Annotated in this window: 20 protein-coding genes; 10 read left to right on the forward strand and 10 right to left on the reverse strand. The window is 67.1% G+C overall.

From position 1 onward, the window contains the following. Nucleotides 1-124: 124 nt before the first annotated feature. Both WS78_RS14850 and WS78_RS35920 read left to right on the forward strand, forming a co-directional pair. Entirely contained in the window at nt 125-1,087 is a 963-nt protein-coding gene (locus tag WS78_RS14850; RefSeq protein ID WP_059574810.1) for a LysR family transcriptional regulator, read from the forward strand. Between the two features lie 102 nt (nt 1,088-1,189). Then, on the forward strand, nt 1,190-1,555 hold the full coding sequence (locus WS78_RS35920) for a hypothetical protein (protein WP_145986804.1): 366 nt from the start codon (nt 1,190-1,192) through the stop codon (nt 1,553-1,555). Here WS78_RS35920 and copC read toward each other — a convergent pair. Then, nucleotides 1,542-1,913: a copper homeostasis periplasmic binding protein CopC gene (gene copC, locus WS78_RS14855; RefSeq protein ID WP_038745235.1), complete on the reverse strand. Its 372-nt coding sequence runs from the start codon at nt 1,911-1,913 to the stop codon at nt 1,542-1,544. The genes WS78_RS35920 and copC overlap by 14 nt on opposite strands. A gap of 151 nt (nt 1,914-2,064) precedes the next feature. Between copC and WS78_RS14860 the strand changes: the two genes are divergently transcribed. Together WS78_RS14860 and WS78_RS14865 are read left to right on the forward strand one after the other, a co-directional pair. Continuing rightward, nucleotides 2,065-2,787: a 16S rRNA pseudouridine(516) synthase gene (locus tag WS78_RS14860; RefSeq protein WP_059574812.1), complete on the forward strand. Its 723-nt coding sequence runs from the start codon at nt 2,065-2,067 to the stop codon at nt 2,785-2,787. Nucleotides 2,788-2,904: 117 nt separating this feature from the next. Then, the gene (locus tag WS78_RS14865) at nt 2,905-3,093 is read left to right on the forward strand and encodes a hypothetical protein (RefSeq protein ID WP_038745238.1); all 189 of its coding nucleotides are present in this window, start codon (nt 2,905-2,907) and stop codon (nt 3,091-3,093) included. On the opposite strand, the gene WS78_RS14870 is transcribed toward WS78_RS14865, so the two are convergent. Further along, on the reverse strand, nt 3,086-4,168 hold the full coding sequence (locus WS78_RS14870; protein WP_038745311.1) for an NAD-dependent epimerase/dehydratase family protein: 1,083 nt from the start codon (nt 4,166-4,168) through the stop codon (nt 3,086-3,088). The genes WS78_RS14865 and WS78_RS14870 overlap by 8 nt on opposite strands. Nucleotides 4,169-4,196: 28 nt before the next feature. Between WS78_RS14870 and WS78_RS14875 the strand changes: the two genes are divergently transcribed. The 3 genes from WS78_RS14875 (at nt 4,197) to WS78_RS14885 (ending at nt 7,156) form a co-directional block, all read left to right on the forward strand. After that, on the forward strand, nt 4,197-5,228 hold the full coding sequence (locus tag WS78_RS14875; protein ID WP_059574814.1) for a CDP-6-deoxy-delta-3,4-glucoseen reductase: 1,032 nt from the start codon (nt 4,197-4,199) through the stop codon (nt 5,226-5,228). Nucleotides 5,229-5,507: 279 nt separating this feature from the next. Beyond that, the gene (locus WS78_RS14880) at nt 5,508-6,692 is read left to right on the forward strand and encodes an acetylornithine transaminase (protein ID WP_038745242.1); all 1,185 of its coding nucleotides are present in this window, start codon (nt 5,508-5,510) and stop codon (nt 6,690-6,692) included. Nucleotides 6,693-6,697: 5 nt separating this feature from the next. After that, a complete protein-coding gene (locus WS78_RS14885; RefSeq protein WP_059574816.1) occupies nt 6,698-7,156 on the forward strand; it encodes a GNAT family acetyltransferase in 459 nt (152 codons plus the stop codon). Nucleotides 7,157-7,396: 240 nt separating this feature from the next. On the opposite strand, the gene WS78_RS14890 is transcribed toward WS78_RS14885, so the two are convergent. From WS78_RS14890 to WS78_RS14930, 8 genes are all read right to left on the reverse strand, one after another. After that, nucleotides 7,397-8,065, reverse strand: a complete 669-nt coding sequence (locus WS78_RS14890; protein ID WP_059574818.1) for a DUF2278 family protein — start codon at nt 8,063-8,065, stop codon at nt 7,397-7,399. 320 nt (nt 8,066-8,385) lie between these two features. Then, the gene (locus tag WS78_RS14900) at nt 8,386-9,102 is read right to left on the reverse strand and encodes an ABC transporter ATP-binding protein (protein ID WP_038745248.1); all 717 of its coding nucleotides are present in this window, start codon (nt 9,100-9,102) and stop codon (nt 8,386-8,388) included. Further along, the gene (locus tag WS78_RS14905; RefSeq protein WP_038745250.1) at nt 9,102-9,875 is read right to left on the reverse strand and encodes an ABC transporter ATP-binding protein; all 774 of its coding nucleotides are present in this window, start codon (nt 9,873-9,875) and stop codon (nt 9,102-9,104) included. Before WS78_RS14905 ends, WS78_RS14900 begins: the two co-directional genes overlap by 1 nt. A 62-nt stretch (nt 9,876-9,937) precedes the next feature. After that, on the reverse strand, nt 9,938-11,107 hold the full coding sequence (locus tag WS78_RS14910; RefSeq protein WP_038745313.1) for an ABC transporter permease subunit: 1,170 nt from the start codon (nt 11,105-11,107) through the stop codon (nt 9,938-9,940). Between the two features lie 10 nt (nt 11,108-11,117). After that, nucleotides 11,118-12,068 carry a branched-chain amino acid ABC transporter permease gene (locus WS78_RS14915; protein WP_038745252.1) on the reverse strand — a complete coding sequence of 317 codons (951 nt, stop codon included), beginning with the start codon at nt 12,066-12,068 and terminating at the stop codon, nt 11,118-11,120. A 221-nt stretch (nt 12,069-12,289) separates the two neighbouring features. After that, nucleotides 12,290-12,793, reverse strand: coding sequence for a hypothetical protein (locus WS78_RS14920; RefSeq protein ID WP_059574820.1), 504 nt, complete (start codon nt 12,791-12,793; stop codon nt 12,290-12,292). 277 nt (nt 12,794-13,070) lie between these two features. Next, nucleotides 13,071-14,051: a 4-hydroxy-3-methylbut-2-enyl diphosphate reductase gene (ispH, locus tag WS78_RS14925; RefSeq protein WP_059574822.1), complete on the reverse strand. Its 981-nt coding sequence runs from the start codon at nt 14,049-14,051 to the stop codon at nt 13,071-13,073. Nucleotides 14,052-14,053: 2 nt separating this feature from the next. Next, nucleotides 14,054-14,509 carry an FKBP-type peptidyl-prolyl cis-trans isomerase gene (locus tag WS78_RS14930; protein WP_038745257.1) on the reverse strand — a complete coding sequence of 152 codons (456 nt, stop codon included), beginning with the start codon at nt 14,507-14,509 and terminating at the stop codon, nt 14,054-14,056. Nucleotides 14,510-14,646: 137 nt separating this feature from the next. Between WS78_RS14930 and radC the strand changes: the two genes are divergently transcribed. The 3 genes from radC to rpmG all read left to right on the forward strand — a co-directional run bounded on the left by radC (nt 14,647) and on the right by rpmG (nt 16,163). Continuing rightward, on the forward strand, nt 14,647-15,444 hold the full coding sequence (gene radC / locus WS78_RS14935; protein ID WP_059574859.1) for a RadC family protein: 798 nt from the start codon (nt 14,647-14,649) through the stop codon (nt 15,442-15,444). Nucleotides 15,445-15,744: 300 nt separating this feature from the next. Continuing rightward, complete coding sequence (rpmB, locus tag WS78_RS14940; RefSeq protein WP_004186391.1) at nt 15,745-15,978, forward strand: 50S ribosomal protein L28; 234 nt, start codon at nt 15,745-15,747, stop codon at nt 15,976-15,978. A gap of 17 nt (nt 15,979-15,995) precedes the next feature. After that, a complete protein-coding gene (rpmG, locus tag WS78_RS14945) occupies nt 15,996-16,163 on the forward strand; it encodes a 50S ribosomal protein L33 (protein ID WP_004185395.1) in 168 nt (55 codons plus the stop codon). Nucleotides 16,164-16,232 lie beyond the last annotated feature (69 nt).

The raw sequence follows: 16,232 nt of genomic DNA on the forward strand, positions 1-16,232 counted from the left end.
AACGATCGGCAACGTACCGATGAAAATCAACGAAGATGAAAATAAGAAAATCCCGCGAATGCGAAAACAAGTCGCGGATATACTAGGATTCGTCCATTTAAAAGCTCGTCAAATCGTCCATTCCATGCGCGAGGTCAATCGTTTCTCCGAGATGGCCGTCTTCGTTCAGGTAATCGAGTCGTGCGGATTTTCAGCGGCGGGACGACGGCTCGACATGACGCCGTCGGCGATCAGCAAGTTCATTCAACGGCTCGAGACGAGGCTCGGCGTGCGCCTCGTGAACCGCACGACGCGCAAGCTGCAACTCACGCCCGAAGGCGCCGCGTTTTACGAGCGGTGCGTGCGCATCCTCGAGGACATCGCCGACGCCGAGCGCGAAGCGACGCGCGGCGCGATTGCGCAAGGACGCCTGCGGATCAATTCGCACGTGCCGTTCGGCAAGCATCATCTGTTGCCGCTGTTGCCGGAGTTCCAGCGCCGCTATCCGGACATCACGCTCGACATCGTGCTGTCGGACACGGTGGTCGATCTGCTCGACGACCGCAGCGACATCGCGATCCGCGCGGGCGCGCTCGACGATTCGCGGCTCGTGACGCGCAAGCTCGGCGGCAGCCGGATGGTCGTCGTCGGCTCGCCCGCGTATTTCGAGCGCAACGGCGCGCCCGAGACTCCCGACGATCTCGATCGCCACAACCGCATCGGCCTGAGCGGCAACGCGAAGGCATGGCCGTTCGTCGTCGCGGACGGCCAGCGCCTGCTGCCGTCCGGCGGCAGCCTGCTGCTCGGCGACGGCGAGAGCATCCGCGACGCGGCCCTCTGCGGGCTCGGGCTCGCGCGGCTCGCGCGCTCTCACGTCTGCGCGGACGTCGACGCCGGGCGCCTCGTGCCGGTGCTCGAAGCGTTCAATCCCGGCGACGAGGAAGTGATCAACGCTGTGTTCGTCGGGCCGAGCGAGCATCTGCCGAAGCGCGTGCACGCGATGCTCGACTTCCTGAAAGAGCGGATACGGATCGGACCGCGCGTCGTCGGCGATCGCGGCGATGCGCCGGCGCTCGGCGCACGCGCCGTCGTCACGCGGCTGCGCTGAGCGCGTCGCGGCAGTTGCGCTTCGTTGCGCCCCGCCGCCGCACGCCCCGCCGCGCGCGCGGCACGACGGCGTTCGGCCGCGAGACATTCGGCGACGGAAAGGATGAAGAGGCTTGCCACGCGCCGTCGGGGCGGTGAGCCGCATCGTGCGATCGTTCTTCGCGTCGCGGCGGCGGTCGTCACGTTCGTCGGCATGCGTAATGCGCGAGCGATTCTTTCGAGCGAACTTCGCTCGCTTTGCGTGATTCGCCTTGAACGAGACGGCATATTTTCAAAATCGAGCGTCATTGAATCGATCCGGCAAGACGACGACCGAGCAGATCGAATCAAATTGACCGCTTCCGCGAAAACGAAGCGCTGCCGGACGATTCCGGACGGCGGATCGGGAACATCCGAATGCGCCCCATGCCGCCGCGCGTGCGAACGCCGCGGCGGTGCATCGCCGGGCGGCCGGCTTATTTCACGGTGAACCTGTAGCTGCCCTGCGTGCGGTGGCCGTCGGTTGCGACCGCCACCCACTTCACCGTGTACGCGCCCGCTTGCAGCGGCTTGAGCGCGACCGACATGCGCTTGCGATCGGTCGCGTCGACGACCGCCTTCGCGGCCTGGGCCGGCGCGCCCGCCGCGTCGACGACGACGATCGAGCTGAACGCCGGCTCGAGCGTCTCGGTGAAGTCGATCGACACGGCCTGCGGCGTGGCGACCGCCGCGTTCGCGGGCGGATCGGTCTTTTCGGGTTTCGCGTGCGCGAACGCGACGCTCGACAGCGCGAGTGCGAACGCGGCGGCGAGGCCGCGCCGCGCGGCGGAAGTCATTGTCATGGTCATAGGTTGCCTTCGTTCGAACGAGGAATGGCGGTCGCGCGAGGCGCGGCCGCGGGGCCCCGAGCTTACCAGCCCTCGCGCCCGCTTGCGCCCGAGCGCGCCGCGCGCCGTTTGCCCGATCCGCGTCCGATGCGCTTGGTACAATGCGCGCGCCATGAATCTCGAAAGCATTCTGTTCACGCAAGGCTTCGGTTCGCGCCGCCAGTGCCGCGCGCTCGTCGAAGCGGGACGCGTCGCCGTCGCCGGCGCGGCGTGCACCGACGCGCACGCGCCGTTCGACACCGCCCGGCTCGTGTTCGAAGTCGACGGCGTCGCGTGGCCGTACCACGCGCGCGCGTACGTCGTCCTCAACAAGCCGGCGGGTTACGAATGCTCGCGCGAGCCGCAACATCATGCGAGCGTCTTCAGCCTGCTGCCGCCGCAGTTCGCCGAGCGCGGCGTCCAGTGCGTCGGCCGCCTCGACCAGGACACGACCGGCCTGCTGCTGCTGTCCGACGACGGCCAGTTCGTCCACGCGTACACGTCGCCGAAGCGCAAGGTGCCGAAGACTTATGTCGCGACGGTGCGCCACCCGCTCGACGACGCACAGCTCGACGCGCTGCGCGCGGGCGTGCTGCTGCACGGCGAATTGCAGCCGCTCGCGGCGCTCGCCGCGACGGCCCGAGGAGAACGACTCCTCGAACTGACGGTCGCCGAAGGGAAATATCACCAAGTTAAACGAATGGTCGCGGCGGCGAGCAACCGCGTCGAGGCGCTGCACCGCGCGCGCATCGGCGGCTTCGCGCTGCCGGCGGATCTCGCCGAAGGCGCGTGGCGCTGGCTGGGCGAGCACGACCTGGCCGCGTTGCGCGACACAGCGAAAACCCTGTCAGGGTAAGCCCGAACGGCCGCCGTTCGGCCATCCGAGCCATGCCGCGTTGCAGCATGGCAACGTCATCAAGCCCCGCTATACTCGATACAAAACCACAATACGTTCCAGGTTTGGGGGGACATCATGACCATCAACAATCCGATCGAAATTTCGTCCGTGATCCTGGCGTTCGCCGGGCTCGGCGCGATCATCATCGGCGGGCTGCTCACCGCGATGCACCTGAAGCGCAAATATCATCCGAGTCTGATCGGTGCGCTGATCGGCGCGCTGCTGTGCTTCCTGCTGATCGAGGCGTTGCCGGCGATCACTTGATGATCGCGCGCGGCGCGGCGACCGTGCGCAGAAAGTCGTCGACGCTCGGATAGCGCAGCGCGACGCGCAATTCGCGCTTCATCCTCGCGTTCGCGAGCCGCCGCGACTCGCGCATGAACGACAGCAGCATCGGCTCGAGTTGCCGTTCGGCTTCGGCGCGCGTGATGCGAGGCGGGCTGCGCATGCCGAACGCGCGCGCGACTCGCTCGAAGTAATCCCCCATCTTCAGCTCGGTGTCGTCGCTCGCGTGGACGACCCGCGCAGGCTTGCCGCGCGCGGCGGCGCGCAACAGGATCGACGCGAGATCGTCGGCATGGATATGGTTGGTGTAGACGTCGTCGGCCTCGACGAGGGCTGGCGTGCCCTTCTCGAGCCGCGCGAGCGGCAGCCGGTTTGCCGCGTAGATGCCCGGAATCCGCACGATGCGCGCGGACAGCGCGCCGCGCGCGGTCGCGCGGCGCAGTTGGCGTTCGGCCGACACGCGCCGTCGCGCGCGCGGATTCGCAGGCCGCACGGCACGCGTTTCGTCAACCCGCGCGCCGCCGCAATCGCCGTAAACGCCGCTCGTGCTCGCGTAGACGACGACGGGACGCGACAGGGCGTCGGTTACAATACGCGCTGCCCGAAAAGGCGGCCGAGCCGATCTGGCAGCGGCCCGCCCCGCGCGCAGCCTGCCGTACGCCGGCGCGAGCTGACGCGACGGCCGCCGCGGCGACGCGAGCGCGGCGACGAGCGCCTGCGTCCTGCGATCGGCATCGCCGGTGGCCTGAGGCGGCGCGAGATGCAGCACGACGTGCGCGACGCGCGCGATCCGCTTGAGCGTCGCGCGCTCGTCCAGATCGCCGACGACGGGCACGACGCCCGCCGCCCGCAGTTCGGCGCAGCGCGAGCGCCGGCTCGTCAGCGCGACGAGGCGCAGGTTCTGGCGCCGCGCGCGCAGCTGAGCGGCGCAGCGCATGCCGACGTCGCCGCAGCCGACGATCAATACGCGCGGCCGGCGCAGGATTCGTGTCGCAATCATGGTGTATCGATTGATCCGTAGGAATGCATTGTAGCCGCCGTGCGCGCGTTGCACGGTCCCCACTTTTTGTTCTCAACGACTTATGGCTTTTAACGTAACCCTCAAGCAAAGCGGCCGGCAGTTCCAGGTCGAGGCCGACGAAACCGTGCTCGCGGCGGCGCTGCGTCAGAACGTCCATTTGCCCTACGGCTGCAAGAACGGCGCGTGCGGCTCGTGCAAGGGCACGGTCGTGCAAGGCCAGTTCGAGCAGGGGCCGCACTCCGCGTCGGCGCTGTCGAACGACGAGCGCACGCGCGGCCTCGCGCTCCTGTGCTGCTCGAAGCCGCAGAGCGACCTCGAAGTCGACGTGCGCGAGATCGCGGGCGTCGACGGCGTCCAGGTGAAGAAGCTGCCGTGCCGCGTCGCGGCGCTCGAGCGCCGCGCGGACGACGTGATCGTGCTGAAGCTGCAACTGCCCGCGAACGAGCGCCTGCTGTATCTCGCCGGCCAGTACATCGAGTTCATCCTCAAGGACGGCGCGCGCCGCAGCTACTCGATGGCGACCGCGCCGCACGAGGAAGGCCCGATCGAGCTGCACATCCGCCACATGCCGGGCGGCAAGTTCACCGATCACGTGTTCGGTGCGATGAAGGAGCGCGACATCCTGCGCTTCGAAGGCCCGCTCGGCACGTTCTTCCTGCGCGAGGATTCGGACAAGCCGATCGTGCTGCTCGCGTCCGGCACGGGCTTCGCGCCGATCAAGGCGATCATCGAGCACGCGCATCACGCGAAGCTCGAGCGCCCGATGACGCTCTACTGGGGCGCGCGCCGCAAGAAGGATCTGTATCTGCTCGACATCGCCGAGCAATGGGCGAAGGAGATCCCGAACTTCAAGTTCGTGCCGGTGCTCTCCGAGCCGGACGCGAGCGACGCGTGGACGGGCCGCACGGGCTTCGTGCACCGCGCGGTGATCGAGGATCTGCCCGATCTGTCCGGCTACCAGGTGTACGCGTGCGGCGCGCCGGTGATGGTCGAATCCGCGCAGCGCGACTTCACGCAGCACCACGGCCTGTCCGCCGACGAGTTCTACGCGGACTCGTTTACGAGCGCCGCGGACCTCGCGCACACGGTCTGAGCGCCGCGCGGCCCCCGGAGAGAACCGCCGCGACATCGAATTGTCGCGTCGCAGCGGTTTACTTGGGGCCGCGTGATGCCTTATGCTTGCGCACATGAACCGCTCCCAGTCCGCTCTCCGACGTCGCCGCTCGCCGCTCCGCACGGATGCCGCCGGCTCGTCACGGACTCGCGCGTAACCGCTTCCCCGTTACGCACAAGCTGTTCGAACCACCAAGCCACGGCGTACCGTGGCTTTTTTTATTGCCTTTTCGCCGACTGCACCCTGGAGCCTGCCGCCATGCCGCTGAACGACTACCCGATCGACTCGCTGATGTACATCACGAACCGCCCCGACATCGTGTTCACGCACGGCAAGGGTTCATGGCTCTACGACCACACCGGCAAGCGCTATCTGGATTTCATCCAGGGTTGGGCGGTCAACTGTCTCGGCCATTGCAACGACGGGCTCGTCCAGGCGCTGCAGGCCCAGGCTGAGAAGCTGCTGAACCCGTCGCCGGCGTTCTACAACGAGCCGATGGCGAAGCTCGCGGGCCTGCTCACGCAGCACAGCGTGTTCGACAAGGTGTTCTTCGCGAACAGCGGCGCCGAAGCGAACGAAGGCGCGATCAAGCTCGCGCGCAAATGGGGCCGCAAGTTCAGGAACGGCGCGTACGAGATCATCACGTTCGACCACAGCTTCCACGGGCGCACGCTCGCGACGATGTCGGCGAGCGGCAAGGCGGGCTGGGACACGATCTATGCGCCGCAGGTGCCGGGCTTCCCGAAGGCCGAGATCAACGACATCAACTCGGTCGAGAGGCTGATCAACGACAAGACCGTCGCCGTGATGCTCGAGCCGATCCAGGGCGAAGGCGGCGTGATCCCGGCGTCGCGCGAATTCATGCAGCAGCTGCGCGCGCTGACGAAGCAGCACGGCCTCCTCCTCATCGTCGACGAAGTGCAAAGCGGCTGCGGCCGCGCGGGCACGCTGTTCGCGTACGAGCTCGCCGGCGTCGAGCCGGACATCATGACGCTCGGCAAGGGCATCGGCGGCGGCGTGCCGCTCGCCGCGCTGCTGTCGAAGGCCGACGTCGCGGTGTTCGAGGCGGGCGACCAGGGCGGCACCTACAACGGCAACCCGCTGATGACCGCGGCGGGCCATGCGGTGATCTCGCAGCTCGTCGCGCCGGGCTTCCTCGAAGGCGTGCGCGCGCGCGGCGAATACCTGAAGCGCAGGCTGCTCGAGCTGTCGGAGGAGCGCGGCTTCGAAGGCGAGCGTGGCGAAGGCCTGCTGCGCGCGCTCCTGCTCGGCAAGGACATCGGCCCGCAGATCGTCGAGAAGGCGCGCGAGATGCAGCCGGACGGCCTGCTGCTGAACGCCGCGCGCCCGAACCTGCTGCGCTTCATGCCGGCCCTCGACGTGACGAACGACGAGATCGACCAGATGATGGCGATGCTGCGTTCGGTGCTCGACTCGCTCTGATCGCCATGTCGACCGGAACCGTCGCGGAGAGCGTCGCGATCCGAACGTTCGAGCGCGGCGACACCAGCGCCGTGCTCGCCGTATGGCGCGACGCGTTTCCGTCGTACTCGGACGCGAGCACGCCGCACCGCGATCCGCAGCGCGCGATCGAGCTCAAGCTCGCGACGCAGCCCGAGCTGTTCTTCGTCGCGATCGCCGGCGAGCGCGTCGTCGGAACCGTGATGGCCGGCTACGACGGCCATCGCGGCTGGCTGTATTCGCTCGCCGTCGAGCCCGGCGCGCGGCGGCTCGGCGTCGGCCGCGCGCTGCTCGCGCATGCGGAGGCGGCGCTCGCCGCGCGCGGCTGCCCGAAAGTGAACCTGCACGTGCTGCCGGGCAACGACGGCGCGTGCCGGTTCTACGAAGCGCTCGGTTACCGCGCGGAAGAGCGGATCTCGTTCGGCAAGCGGCTCGCGGCGGACTGACGTCGCAAGCGATGGCCGCGCGCCGCCAGCCCGCGCGGCATGCGTCGCCCGCCTTCGGTCGCCGCGCATCGCGCAGCATGGACCATCGCTCACGCCGGTTCGCCCGCGCCCCGGTTCGCCCGCGCTGGCCAGCCCCGTTTCGGGCCGTTTAGAGCCGATGCGAGCCGCCTCGCATCGGCGCGCCGGCTCGTGCGCGCGCCGCGCCCCCAGCCCACGCGGCGCGCCGCCGCTCGTGTCTCGCTACGAAATCGGCCCCGCGCCCGGCAGCGGATTGCCGAGGCTGTCCGTCGGCACGGCCTGCTGTTCGAACGCCGCGAAGTACGCGGCCCACTGCGCGCCGCCGAGATCGACGAGGAGCGCGCCGTCCTGCCACACGTCGTTGTGATCGTTCGCGTCGTCGCCCAGCTGATGCAGGAAATGCGGGCCGGCCGACCCCTGGTTCATGTGCGTGTCGTGAATGCCGTTGCCTTCGAGGTACGTGCGCCCGAACACGTACAGATCGAGGTTCTGCCGGTGCGCGGCGTCGACGAGCCGCAGCACCGACGGAATCGGCTCCGGGTGCTCGGTGCCGTCCATCACGTCGCTCATGCGCCACGCGCCCGTTTCGCTCAGGATGTCGCTGCGCACGTAGTCTAGCGCCGGCAGCGCGCTGTCGTTCGTCAGGCCGGTGTAACCTTCCGCGGCTGCGGCGAGCGTCTGCGTGACGGGATGATGAAAATCGTAGACGAGCTTGTACTTGAGCAAGTCGTCCGCGTCGTTGGTGCCGACGTTGATCGCGACGTCCCAATCGCCGCCGGGCAGCGCGAGCGTCAGATGGACGTGATACTGCGTCTCGTTCGCGCGCCCCGCCGCCTTCAGGCCCGCAACCGCTTTGATCTTCGCTTTCACGAAACCGTAATCGAGGCTCATGCGCGTCTCCGTTCGATGGTGGCACGCACATTGTGCCCGAGCTGCGTGTCGGTTTTCGATAGGCCGATCGGCGAGCGCGAAACAGCGCGCTTCGAAGTCGACGCGAAGGCGCGGCATCCGTGCCGCGTGCTTTGTCGATGGCTACGCGCGGCGGTCATCCCCTCGCGCGCAGCGCGGCCGCCGCCATCCGCGCACCGAGCCGGTGCACCGAACCATCCGGACACGAACCCAAAACCAAAAGAAAAAGCCGCCACGGCGAACCGTGACGGCTTTTCGAGCACCGCGCCGCACGCCCCGCGCGCGGCCGGCATCGGTCACGCTTACTCGCCCAGATACGCGGCGCGCACCTTCGGATCGTCGAGCATCTGCTTCGCGTCGCCTTCCATCGTCACCGTGCCCGAATCCATCACGTAGCCGCGGTCGGCCGCCTGCAGCGCGAGGCGCGCGTTCTGCTCGACGAGCAGCACCGTGATGCCTTCTTTCGAGATCGTCCGCACGACTTCGAAGATCTTCTCGACCATGATCGGCGACAGGCCCATCGACGGCTCGTCGAGCAGCAGCAGCTTCGGCTTCGACAGAATCGCGCGCGCCATCGCGAGCATCTGCTGCTCGCCGCCCGACAGCGTGCCCGCGAGCTGCGTCGCCCGCTCCTTCAGGCGCGGAAAGAAGCCGAACATCCGGTCGACGTCCTTCTTGATCCCGTCCTTGTCGTTGCGCAGGTACGCGCCCATCTGCATGTTCTCGACGATCGACATCCGCGCGAAGATCCCGCGGCCTTCCGGCACCATCGCGAGGCCGCGCTTCAGGAGCTCGTGCGGCGGCACGCCCTTGATCGAATGGCCGTCGTACTCGATGTCGCCCGCCGAGTACGGCTTGAGGCCCGTGATCGCCTTCATCGTCGTCGTCTTGCCCGCGCCGTTCGCGCCGATCAGCGTGACGAGCTCGCCCTGGCGGACTTCCATGTCAACGCCCTTGACGGCCTGGATGCCGCCGTAGTTGACCTGCAAGCCCTTGATTTTCAACATTGCCGATGCCATCAGTGCACCCCTGCGCCGAGATATGCCTCAATCACCTTCGGGTTCTTCTGCACGTCATGCGGCAGACCTTCGGCGATCACCTTGCCGTAATCGAGCACCGTCATCCGGTTGCACAGCCCCATCACGAGCTTCACGTCGTGCTCGATCAGGAGAATCGTCCGTCCGTCCGAACGGATCTTGTCGAGCAGACGCGTGAGCTCGACCTTCTCGGTCGCGTTCATCCCGGCCGCCGGCTCGTCGAGCGCGAGCAGCTTCGGATCGGTCGCGAGCGCGCGCGCGATCTCCAGCCGGCGCTGGTGGCCGTACGACAGGTTGCGCGCGGTGTAGTCGGCGTACTGCAGCACGCCGACGTAGTCGAGCAGCTCGATCGCGCGCTCCTTGATCTCGCGCTCTTCCTTGCGCTCCGCGGGCGTCTGGAACACGGCGCCGAGAAGCCCGTGCTTCGTGCGCACGTGGCGCCCGACCATCACGTTCTCGAGCGCGGTCATCCCGCCGAAGAGGCGAATGTTCTGGAACGTGCGCGCGATGCCCGCCTTCGCGACCTGGTGGACCGCGGTCGGCGTGTACGTTTCGCCGTCGAGCCGGAACTCGCCGGAATCGGGCGTGTAGAGCCCCGTGATCACGTTGAAGAACGTGGTCTTGCCCGCGCCGTTCGGGCCGATCAGGCCGTAGATCTGCCCCTCCTTGATCTCGAGGCCGACGTCGGACAGCGCCTGCAGGCCGCCGAAGCGCTTGTTCACGCCTTTGACGGACAGTCGAATTTGTTCGCTCATTACCTTTTCTCCTGTGTCGACCGGCGCTGGCGCTTCAGCGCCCGACGCCGGTCCCACGTCGTTTAGGCGCGCACCGGCTTCTTGCCGCCGCGCTTCGCCAGTTTCGCGATTCGGTCCTCATGCTTCGGCGCGGGCCACAGGCCTTCCGAGCGGTACAGCATGATGATCACCATCGCGAGGCCGTACAGCGCCTGGCGGATCACTTCGGTATCGACGATGTCGTGGCCGAACAGCATGTGCTGCAGCGGGCTCATCGTCGAGCGCAGGAATTCGGGGAACACGGCGAGCAGCACCGCGCCGAGGATCACGCCCGGAATGTGGCCCATGCCGCCCAGCACGACGCACGCGAGCACCACGACCGATTCCCAGAACGTGAACGACTCCGGCGACACGAAACCCTGGAACGCGCCGAACATCGCCCCCGACAGGCCGCCGAACGACGCGCCCATCGCGAACGCGAGCAGTTTCACGTTGCGGGTGTTGATGCCCATCGCCTTCGCGGCGATCTCGTCTTCGCGGATCGCGGCCCATGCGCGGCCGATCCGCGAATGCTGCAGGCGCGTGCAGACCCAGATCACGAGCAGCGCGCAGAGCACGAACAGGTAGTAGTACATGTAGACCGACGGCAGCGAGAAGCCGAAGATCTCGTGCGTCTGCGACAGGTTGAAGCCCGCGACCCTGACGGGATCGATGCCGGTGATCCCCTGCGGCCCGTTCGTCACGTTGACCGGGCGGTCGAGGTTGTTCATGAAGATCCGGACGATTTCGCCGAAGCCGAGCGTGACGATCGCGAGGTAGTCGCCGCGCAGGCGCAGCGTCGGCGCGCCGAGCAGGATGCCGAAGAGCGCCGCGAGCGCCATCGCGATCGGCACGATCAGGAGGAACGGCACGTGCAGGCCGCCCGGCACCAGCTGAGCGATCCAGTCGAAGTGCGACGTCAGGTGCGGCGAGCTCAGGAGTGCCGCGGTGTACGCGCCCACCGCGTAGAACGCGATGTAGCCCAAGTCCAGCAGGCCGGCGAAGCCGACCACCACGTTCAGGCCGAGCGCGAGCATCACGTACAGCATCGCGAAGTCGAGCACGCGCACCCAGTAGTTGCCGCCCGCCGCGCCGATGAGCAGCGGCGCCGCGATCACGAACGCCGCGGTCAGAATGCCGATGGTGGCTGTCTTCGCGGGATGACGCTCCTCGACGAGCGAAGCCGACGATTCGATCGGTTGAATGGATGTCATGTTGTTCTCCTTACGCGCGATCGGCGACACGTTCGCCCAACAGGCCCGACGGCCGGAACACGAGCACGATGATGAGCACGATGAACGCGAACACGTCCTGGTAATTGCTGCCGAACACCCCGCCCGTCAGATTGCCGATGTAGCCGGCGCCCAACTGCTCGATGAGGCCGAGCAGCACGCCGCCCACCATCGCGCCGCCCAGGTTGCCGATCCCGCCCAGCACCGCGGCCGTGAACGCCTTCATGCCGGGGATGAAGCCCATGTAGAAGTGCACGTTGCCGTATTCGGACGCGATCATCACACCCGCGAGCGCCGCGAGCGCGGAGCCGATCATGAACGTCGCCGAAATCACGAAGTTCGGGTTCACGCCCATCAGGCTCGCCGTGTTCGGATTCTCGGCGATCGCGCGCATCGCGCGGCCGAGCTTCGTCTTGTGCACGAGGAGCAGCAGACCGGCCATCACGAGGAACGCGACGATGATGATCGTGATCTCGGTCATCGAAATCACCGCGCCCGGATTGTTCTCGCCCGCCTTGATCACGTTGATCGGATCGGTCGGCAGAAGCTGCGGGAACGGCAGCGGATTGCGCGACCAGATCATCATCGCGGCCGTCTGCAGCAGGATCGACACGCCGATCGCGGTGATGAGCGGCGCGAGACGCGGCGCGCGGCGCAGCGGCCGGTACGCGACGCGCTCGATCGTGAAGCCGACGCACGCGCAGACGGCCGCGGCGATCACGAGCCCGATCGTCAGCGTGGCGGCGTGGCCCAGCTCCGGGAAGTGATTCTGCAGCACCGTGATCGCGGAAAGCGCGACCATCGCGCCCACCATCAACACGTCGCCGTGCGCGAAGTTGATGATGCCGAGAATGCCGTACACCATCGTGTAGCCCAACGCGATGATGGCGTAGACACTGCCGAGCACCAGTCCGTTGAGGATCTGCTGGACGAAAATATCCATTTAAAGCTCCTTGGCCCGTGCTGCTGGATGAGCGCTCCGCCACGCGGATAAGCGATGGAATCGCGCCATCTCAACGACACTGCGGGTACTAAATCAAACCGGTAAGGTGATGTCGGCCCGGCGCGGACGAAGCGGACTGTGCGACCGCGCGTCTTGCCGGGACGGATACAAAAACGGCACCGCACTGAAGCCTCGGTGCCGTCGCGAGTCCCGTCTGTAGTTCACGACTTGAGGACGGTGTGCTTGGCCTCCTTGAAGTCGTAGAGCGTCCATGCGCCAGCCTTCGCGCCTCCGACGCGACCGCGCACGACACCGGCCATCGCCTCGGGGGCGGGCACCGGCATCGGCTGCGGCACGTCGAAAGCTTCGCTCGGGTTGGCGCGCCTCGTGGTGTCGGCGGTCGCGCGCACTGCGCCGCTTGCGATCGGCGCACGCCGGAACGCCGGCGCCGCGCGAACGGCTGCCGTGCGTCGCGCGACCAGGTCGCCCGGCGCGCCAATGCCGACGGATGCAACGACGTCGGCGCGCGCACGCTTGATCTGAGTCGGCACCGCGACGAAATTCGCCGCAGGACGCCCGGCCCCGACGACGAGGACGTCGCTCGGGGAAGCGGCGGGAGCCGCCGCGGCCTGCGCCGCCGCTCCGCCGTCGCGTCCGTCGGCGGCCGCTGCGAAGAGCGCAACCGCAGCGTCGACGGGCCCGGCGTAAACCAACTCCAGATGCATCGAATAAGGTCTCCAGCGCCTTGCCAAAACCATGTTTCAAAGGCCACCAGGCCTGAAAACGGGCGCATTGTAACTCTATTTATAGGACGACCAATATTCCTGATTCGACAGGGTTTTCCTGCATTGCAACCTTTTTTGAGCACACGATTTCGAATGATATTGCAACTCAGTTGCACCGTATCGGTGCCGAATGGTTGCTCCCGAAGAAAATACGCCCAAAACAAAAGCGCGCCCTAAGGCGCGCTTTTTGCAATCCAACGGCAGTCGAAACCGGCGATCAGGTGGCGGGCGACAGGTTCAAGCCGCGCGGCAGCGGGAACGACACGTTCTCCTCGATGCCGTCGAGCGCCCGCACGTTGGTCACGCCGAGCTCGCGCAAGCGCGCGATCACCGCCTGCGCGAGCACCTCGGGCGCCGACGCGCCCGCCGTCACGCCGATCCGCCGCTTGCCTGCGACCCAGGCCGGATCGATCTGCTCGGGCGCGTCCACCATGTAGGCGGCGACGCCGCGCTTCTCGGCCACCTCGCGCAAGCGGCTCGAATTCGAGCTATTCGGGCTGCCGACGACGATCACGACGTCGCACTGCGGCGCCATGAACTTCACCGCATCCTGACGGTTCTGCGTCGCGTAGCAGATGTCCTGCTTCTTCGGCTCGCGAATCGCGGGGAACTTCGCCTTCAGCGCGCCGATGATCTCGGCCGCGTCGTCGACCGACAGCGTCGTCTGCGTGACGAGCGCGACGCGCTCCGGATCGGGCAGCTCGAGCTTGTACACGTCCTCGACGCTCTCGACGAGATGCATCCCACGCTCGACCTGGCCCATCGTGCCTTCGACCTCCGGATGCCCCTTGTGGCCGATCATCACGATGTCGACGCCTTCCTGGCGCATCTTCGCGACCTCGACGTGCACTTTCGTGACGAGCGGGCACGTCGCGTCGTAGATGCGCAGCCCGCGCACGGCCGCCTCGTCGCGCACCGCCTTCGACACGCCGTGCGCGCTGAAGATCACCGTGTTGCCGGACGGCACTTCCTCGAGTTCCTCGACGAAAATCGCGCCCTTCTTCTTCAGATCCTCGACGACGTACTTGTTGTGCACGATCTCGTGGCGCACGTAGATCGGCGCGCCGTGCATCGCGATCGCGCGCTCGACGATCTCGATCGCGCGATCGACGCCCGCGCAGAAGCCGCGCGGCTGGGCGAGCAGAATCTCGGCGTCGGCCGCGGCGACCCGTCCGGACAGCGTATCGGTGGTGCTCATGATTACAGAATCCCGATGATTTTCACTTCAAACGTGAGCGCCTGGCCCGCGAGCGGATGATTGAAATCGAAGAGCGCGGACGTCTCGCCGATCTCCTTGAGCACGCCCGCGTAGCGGCCGCCGTCCGGCGCGTTGAACTCGATCAGGTCGCCCGGCGCGAAATCCTCGCCGACCATGCCGTTCTCGCGCAGCGTCGCGAGCGACACGCGCTGGATCATGTCCGGATTGCGCGGCCCGAACGCTTGTTCGGGCGCTAGCCGGAAGGTCGAATGGTGGCCCGCCTTCAGGCCGATCAGAATTTCCTCCAGCGACGGCGCAAGCTGCCCCGCGCCGAGAAGGAGCGTGGCGGGCTTGTCGGAGAAGGTGTTGACGATGTCGGCGCCGTCGGCAAGGGCGAGCCGGTAATGAAGCGTGACGTGCGAACCGGGCTTCACTTCTGCAAGGTCGATGAGGCTCATGTGGTACTCGTTCAATCGGCGCCCGAAAACGGCGGGCTGCGCGGCGCAAAGCCCATATTGTAAGTCACCTCGGCGGCCGAAGCGGAATGCGGACGCGATTCGCCTTGCGAGGACGCAGGATATTGGAGGTCGGCAGCATGCAGTACGAGATTCTCATCGCCCGCGAGGACATCGACGGCAAGCCGGCGCGCGAGCCGCCCGTCGAGCTTCCCGTCGCACCGCCCGTCGCGCCGGCAGGCCCTCCCGCCGCGCCCGCCGCGAGCGTCCCTGCGGCGCGCCGCGGCCGCGACCTGCCGCGCGAGCGCCTGCTCGCGCGCGGGCCCGCCGCGCTGTCCGACTCGGAGCTCGTCGCGCTCCTCCTCGGCTCGGGGCTGCCCGGCCACGACGTGTTCGCGCTCGCGCGCACGCTGCTCGCGCGCTTTGGCTCGCTGCGCGCGCTGCTCGACGCGGCGCCCGACGATTTCAAGGGCCTGCGCGGGATCGGCCCCGCACGCACCGCGATCCTCGTCGCGGTAGTCGAGCTGGCGCGCCGCGCGCTCGCCGAGAGGGCCCGCGAGCGGCCGCTCGTCGATTCGCCGGGCGCGGTCGAGGATTACCTGCGGCTCCTGATCGGCACGCGGCCGCACGAAGTGTTCGTCTGCCTTTTTCTCGACGCGCGGCATCGGCTGCTGCAATCGGAGGAAACCGCGCACGGGTCGCTCACGCGCATGGCCGTCTATCCGCGCGAAATCGTGCGGCGCGCGCTGGCGCTGAATGCGGCGGCGCTCATCGTCGCGCACAATCATCCGTCGGGCGCGGTGCGGCCGAGCGCCGCCGACAGGCGCCTGACGCGCGTGCTGCGCGACGCGCTCGCGCTCGTCGACGTGCAGCTGATCGACCACTTCGTCGTCGGCGCGAGCGACACGTTTTCGTTCGCACAGGCGGGCTGGATCTAGCGCGCCGCCGCCGGCGCGCGCCGCACGCGGCGGGCCTCCACGCAGCCGGGGCCCGCCGACGCGCGACATCCGCCCGCGAAATTGGGTTTGATTTTCCTGAAGTTTTTCTGTTAGAATTGTCGTCTGTCTTTTTTCCAACCAGTTCTGAAGCCGCTGAAGCGGTCTCGTGGACTTGGTCGTCAGGCCAACATTCACGGATCGGAGGCGCTTTTCCCGGCACGGCCGAAGTTCACGCGGCCATGCGAGGAAGAGAACCGTCACGGCGATCGAACCCGAATTCAGCGTATTAGGAGTGCTCTCATGGCACGCGTATGCCAAGTAACTGGGAAAGCGCCGATGAGCGGCAACAACGTTTCCCACGCCAACAACAAGACGAAGCGTCGCTTCCTGCCGAATCTGCAAAACCGCCGGTTCTGGGTGGAAAGCGAAAACCGTTGGGTGCGTCTGCGCGTCTCGAACGCCGGCCTGCGCCTGATCGACAAGAACGGCATCGATTCCGTGCTCGCTGATCTGCGCGCACGCGGCGAAGCCTAAGTCCAAGGAGCACGAACATGGCGAAAGGCGCACGCGACAAGATCAAGCTCGAGTCGACCGCTGGCACGGGTCACTTCTATACGACCACGAAGAACAAACGCAACATGCCGGAAAAGATGGAGATCATGAAGTTCGATCCCGTCGCCCGCAAGCACGTGGCGTACAAAGAAACCAAGATCAAGTAATTCTCCGGTTTCAAAGAGCCTGACGATGACGAAAAGCCCCGCAATCGCGGGGCTTTTTGCATTGGCGCG

The sequence above is a fragment of the Burkholderia savannae genome (assembly GCF_001524445.2).
GTDB classification, from domain to species: Bacteria; Pseudomonadota; Gammaproteobacteria; order Burkholderiales; family Burkholderiaceae; genus Burkholderia; species Burkholderia savannae.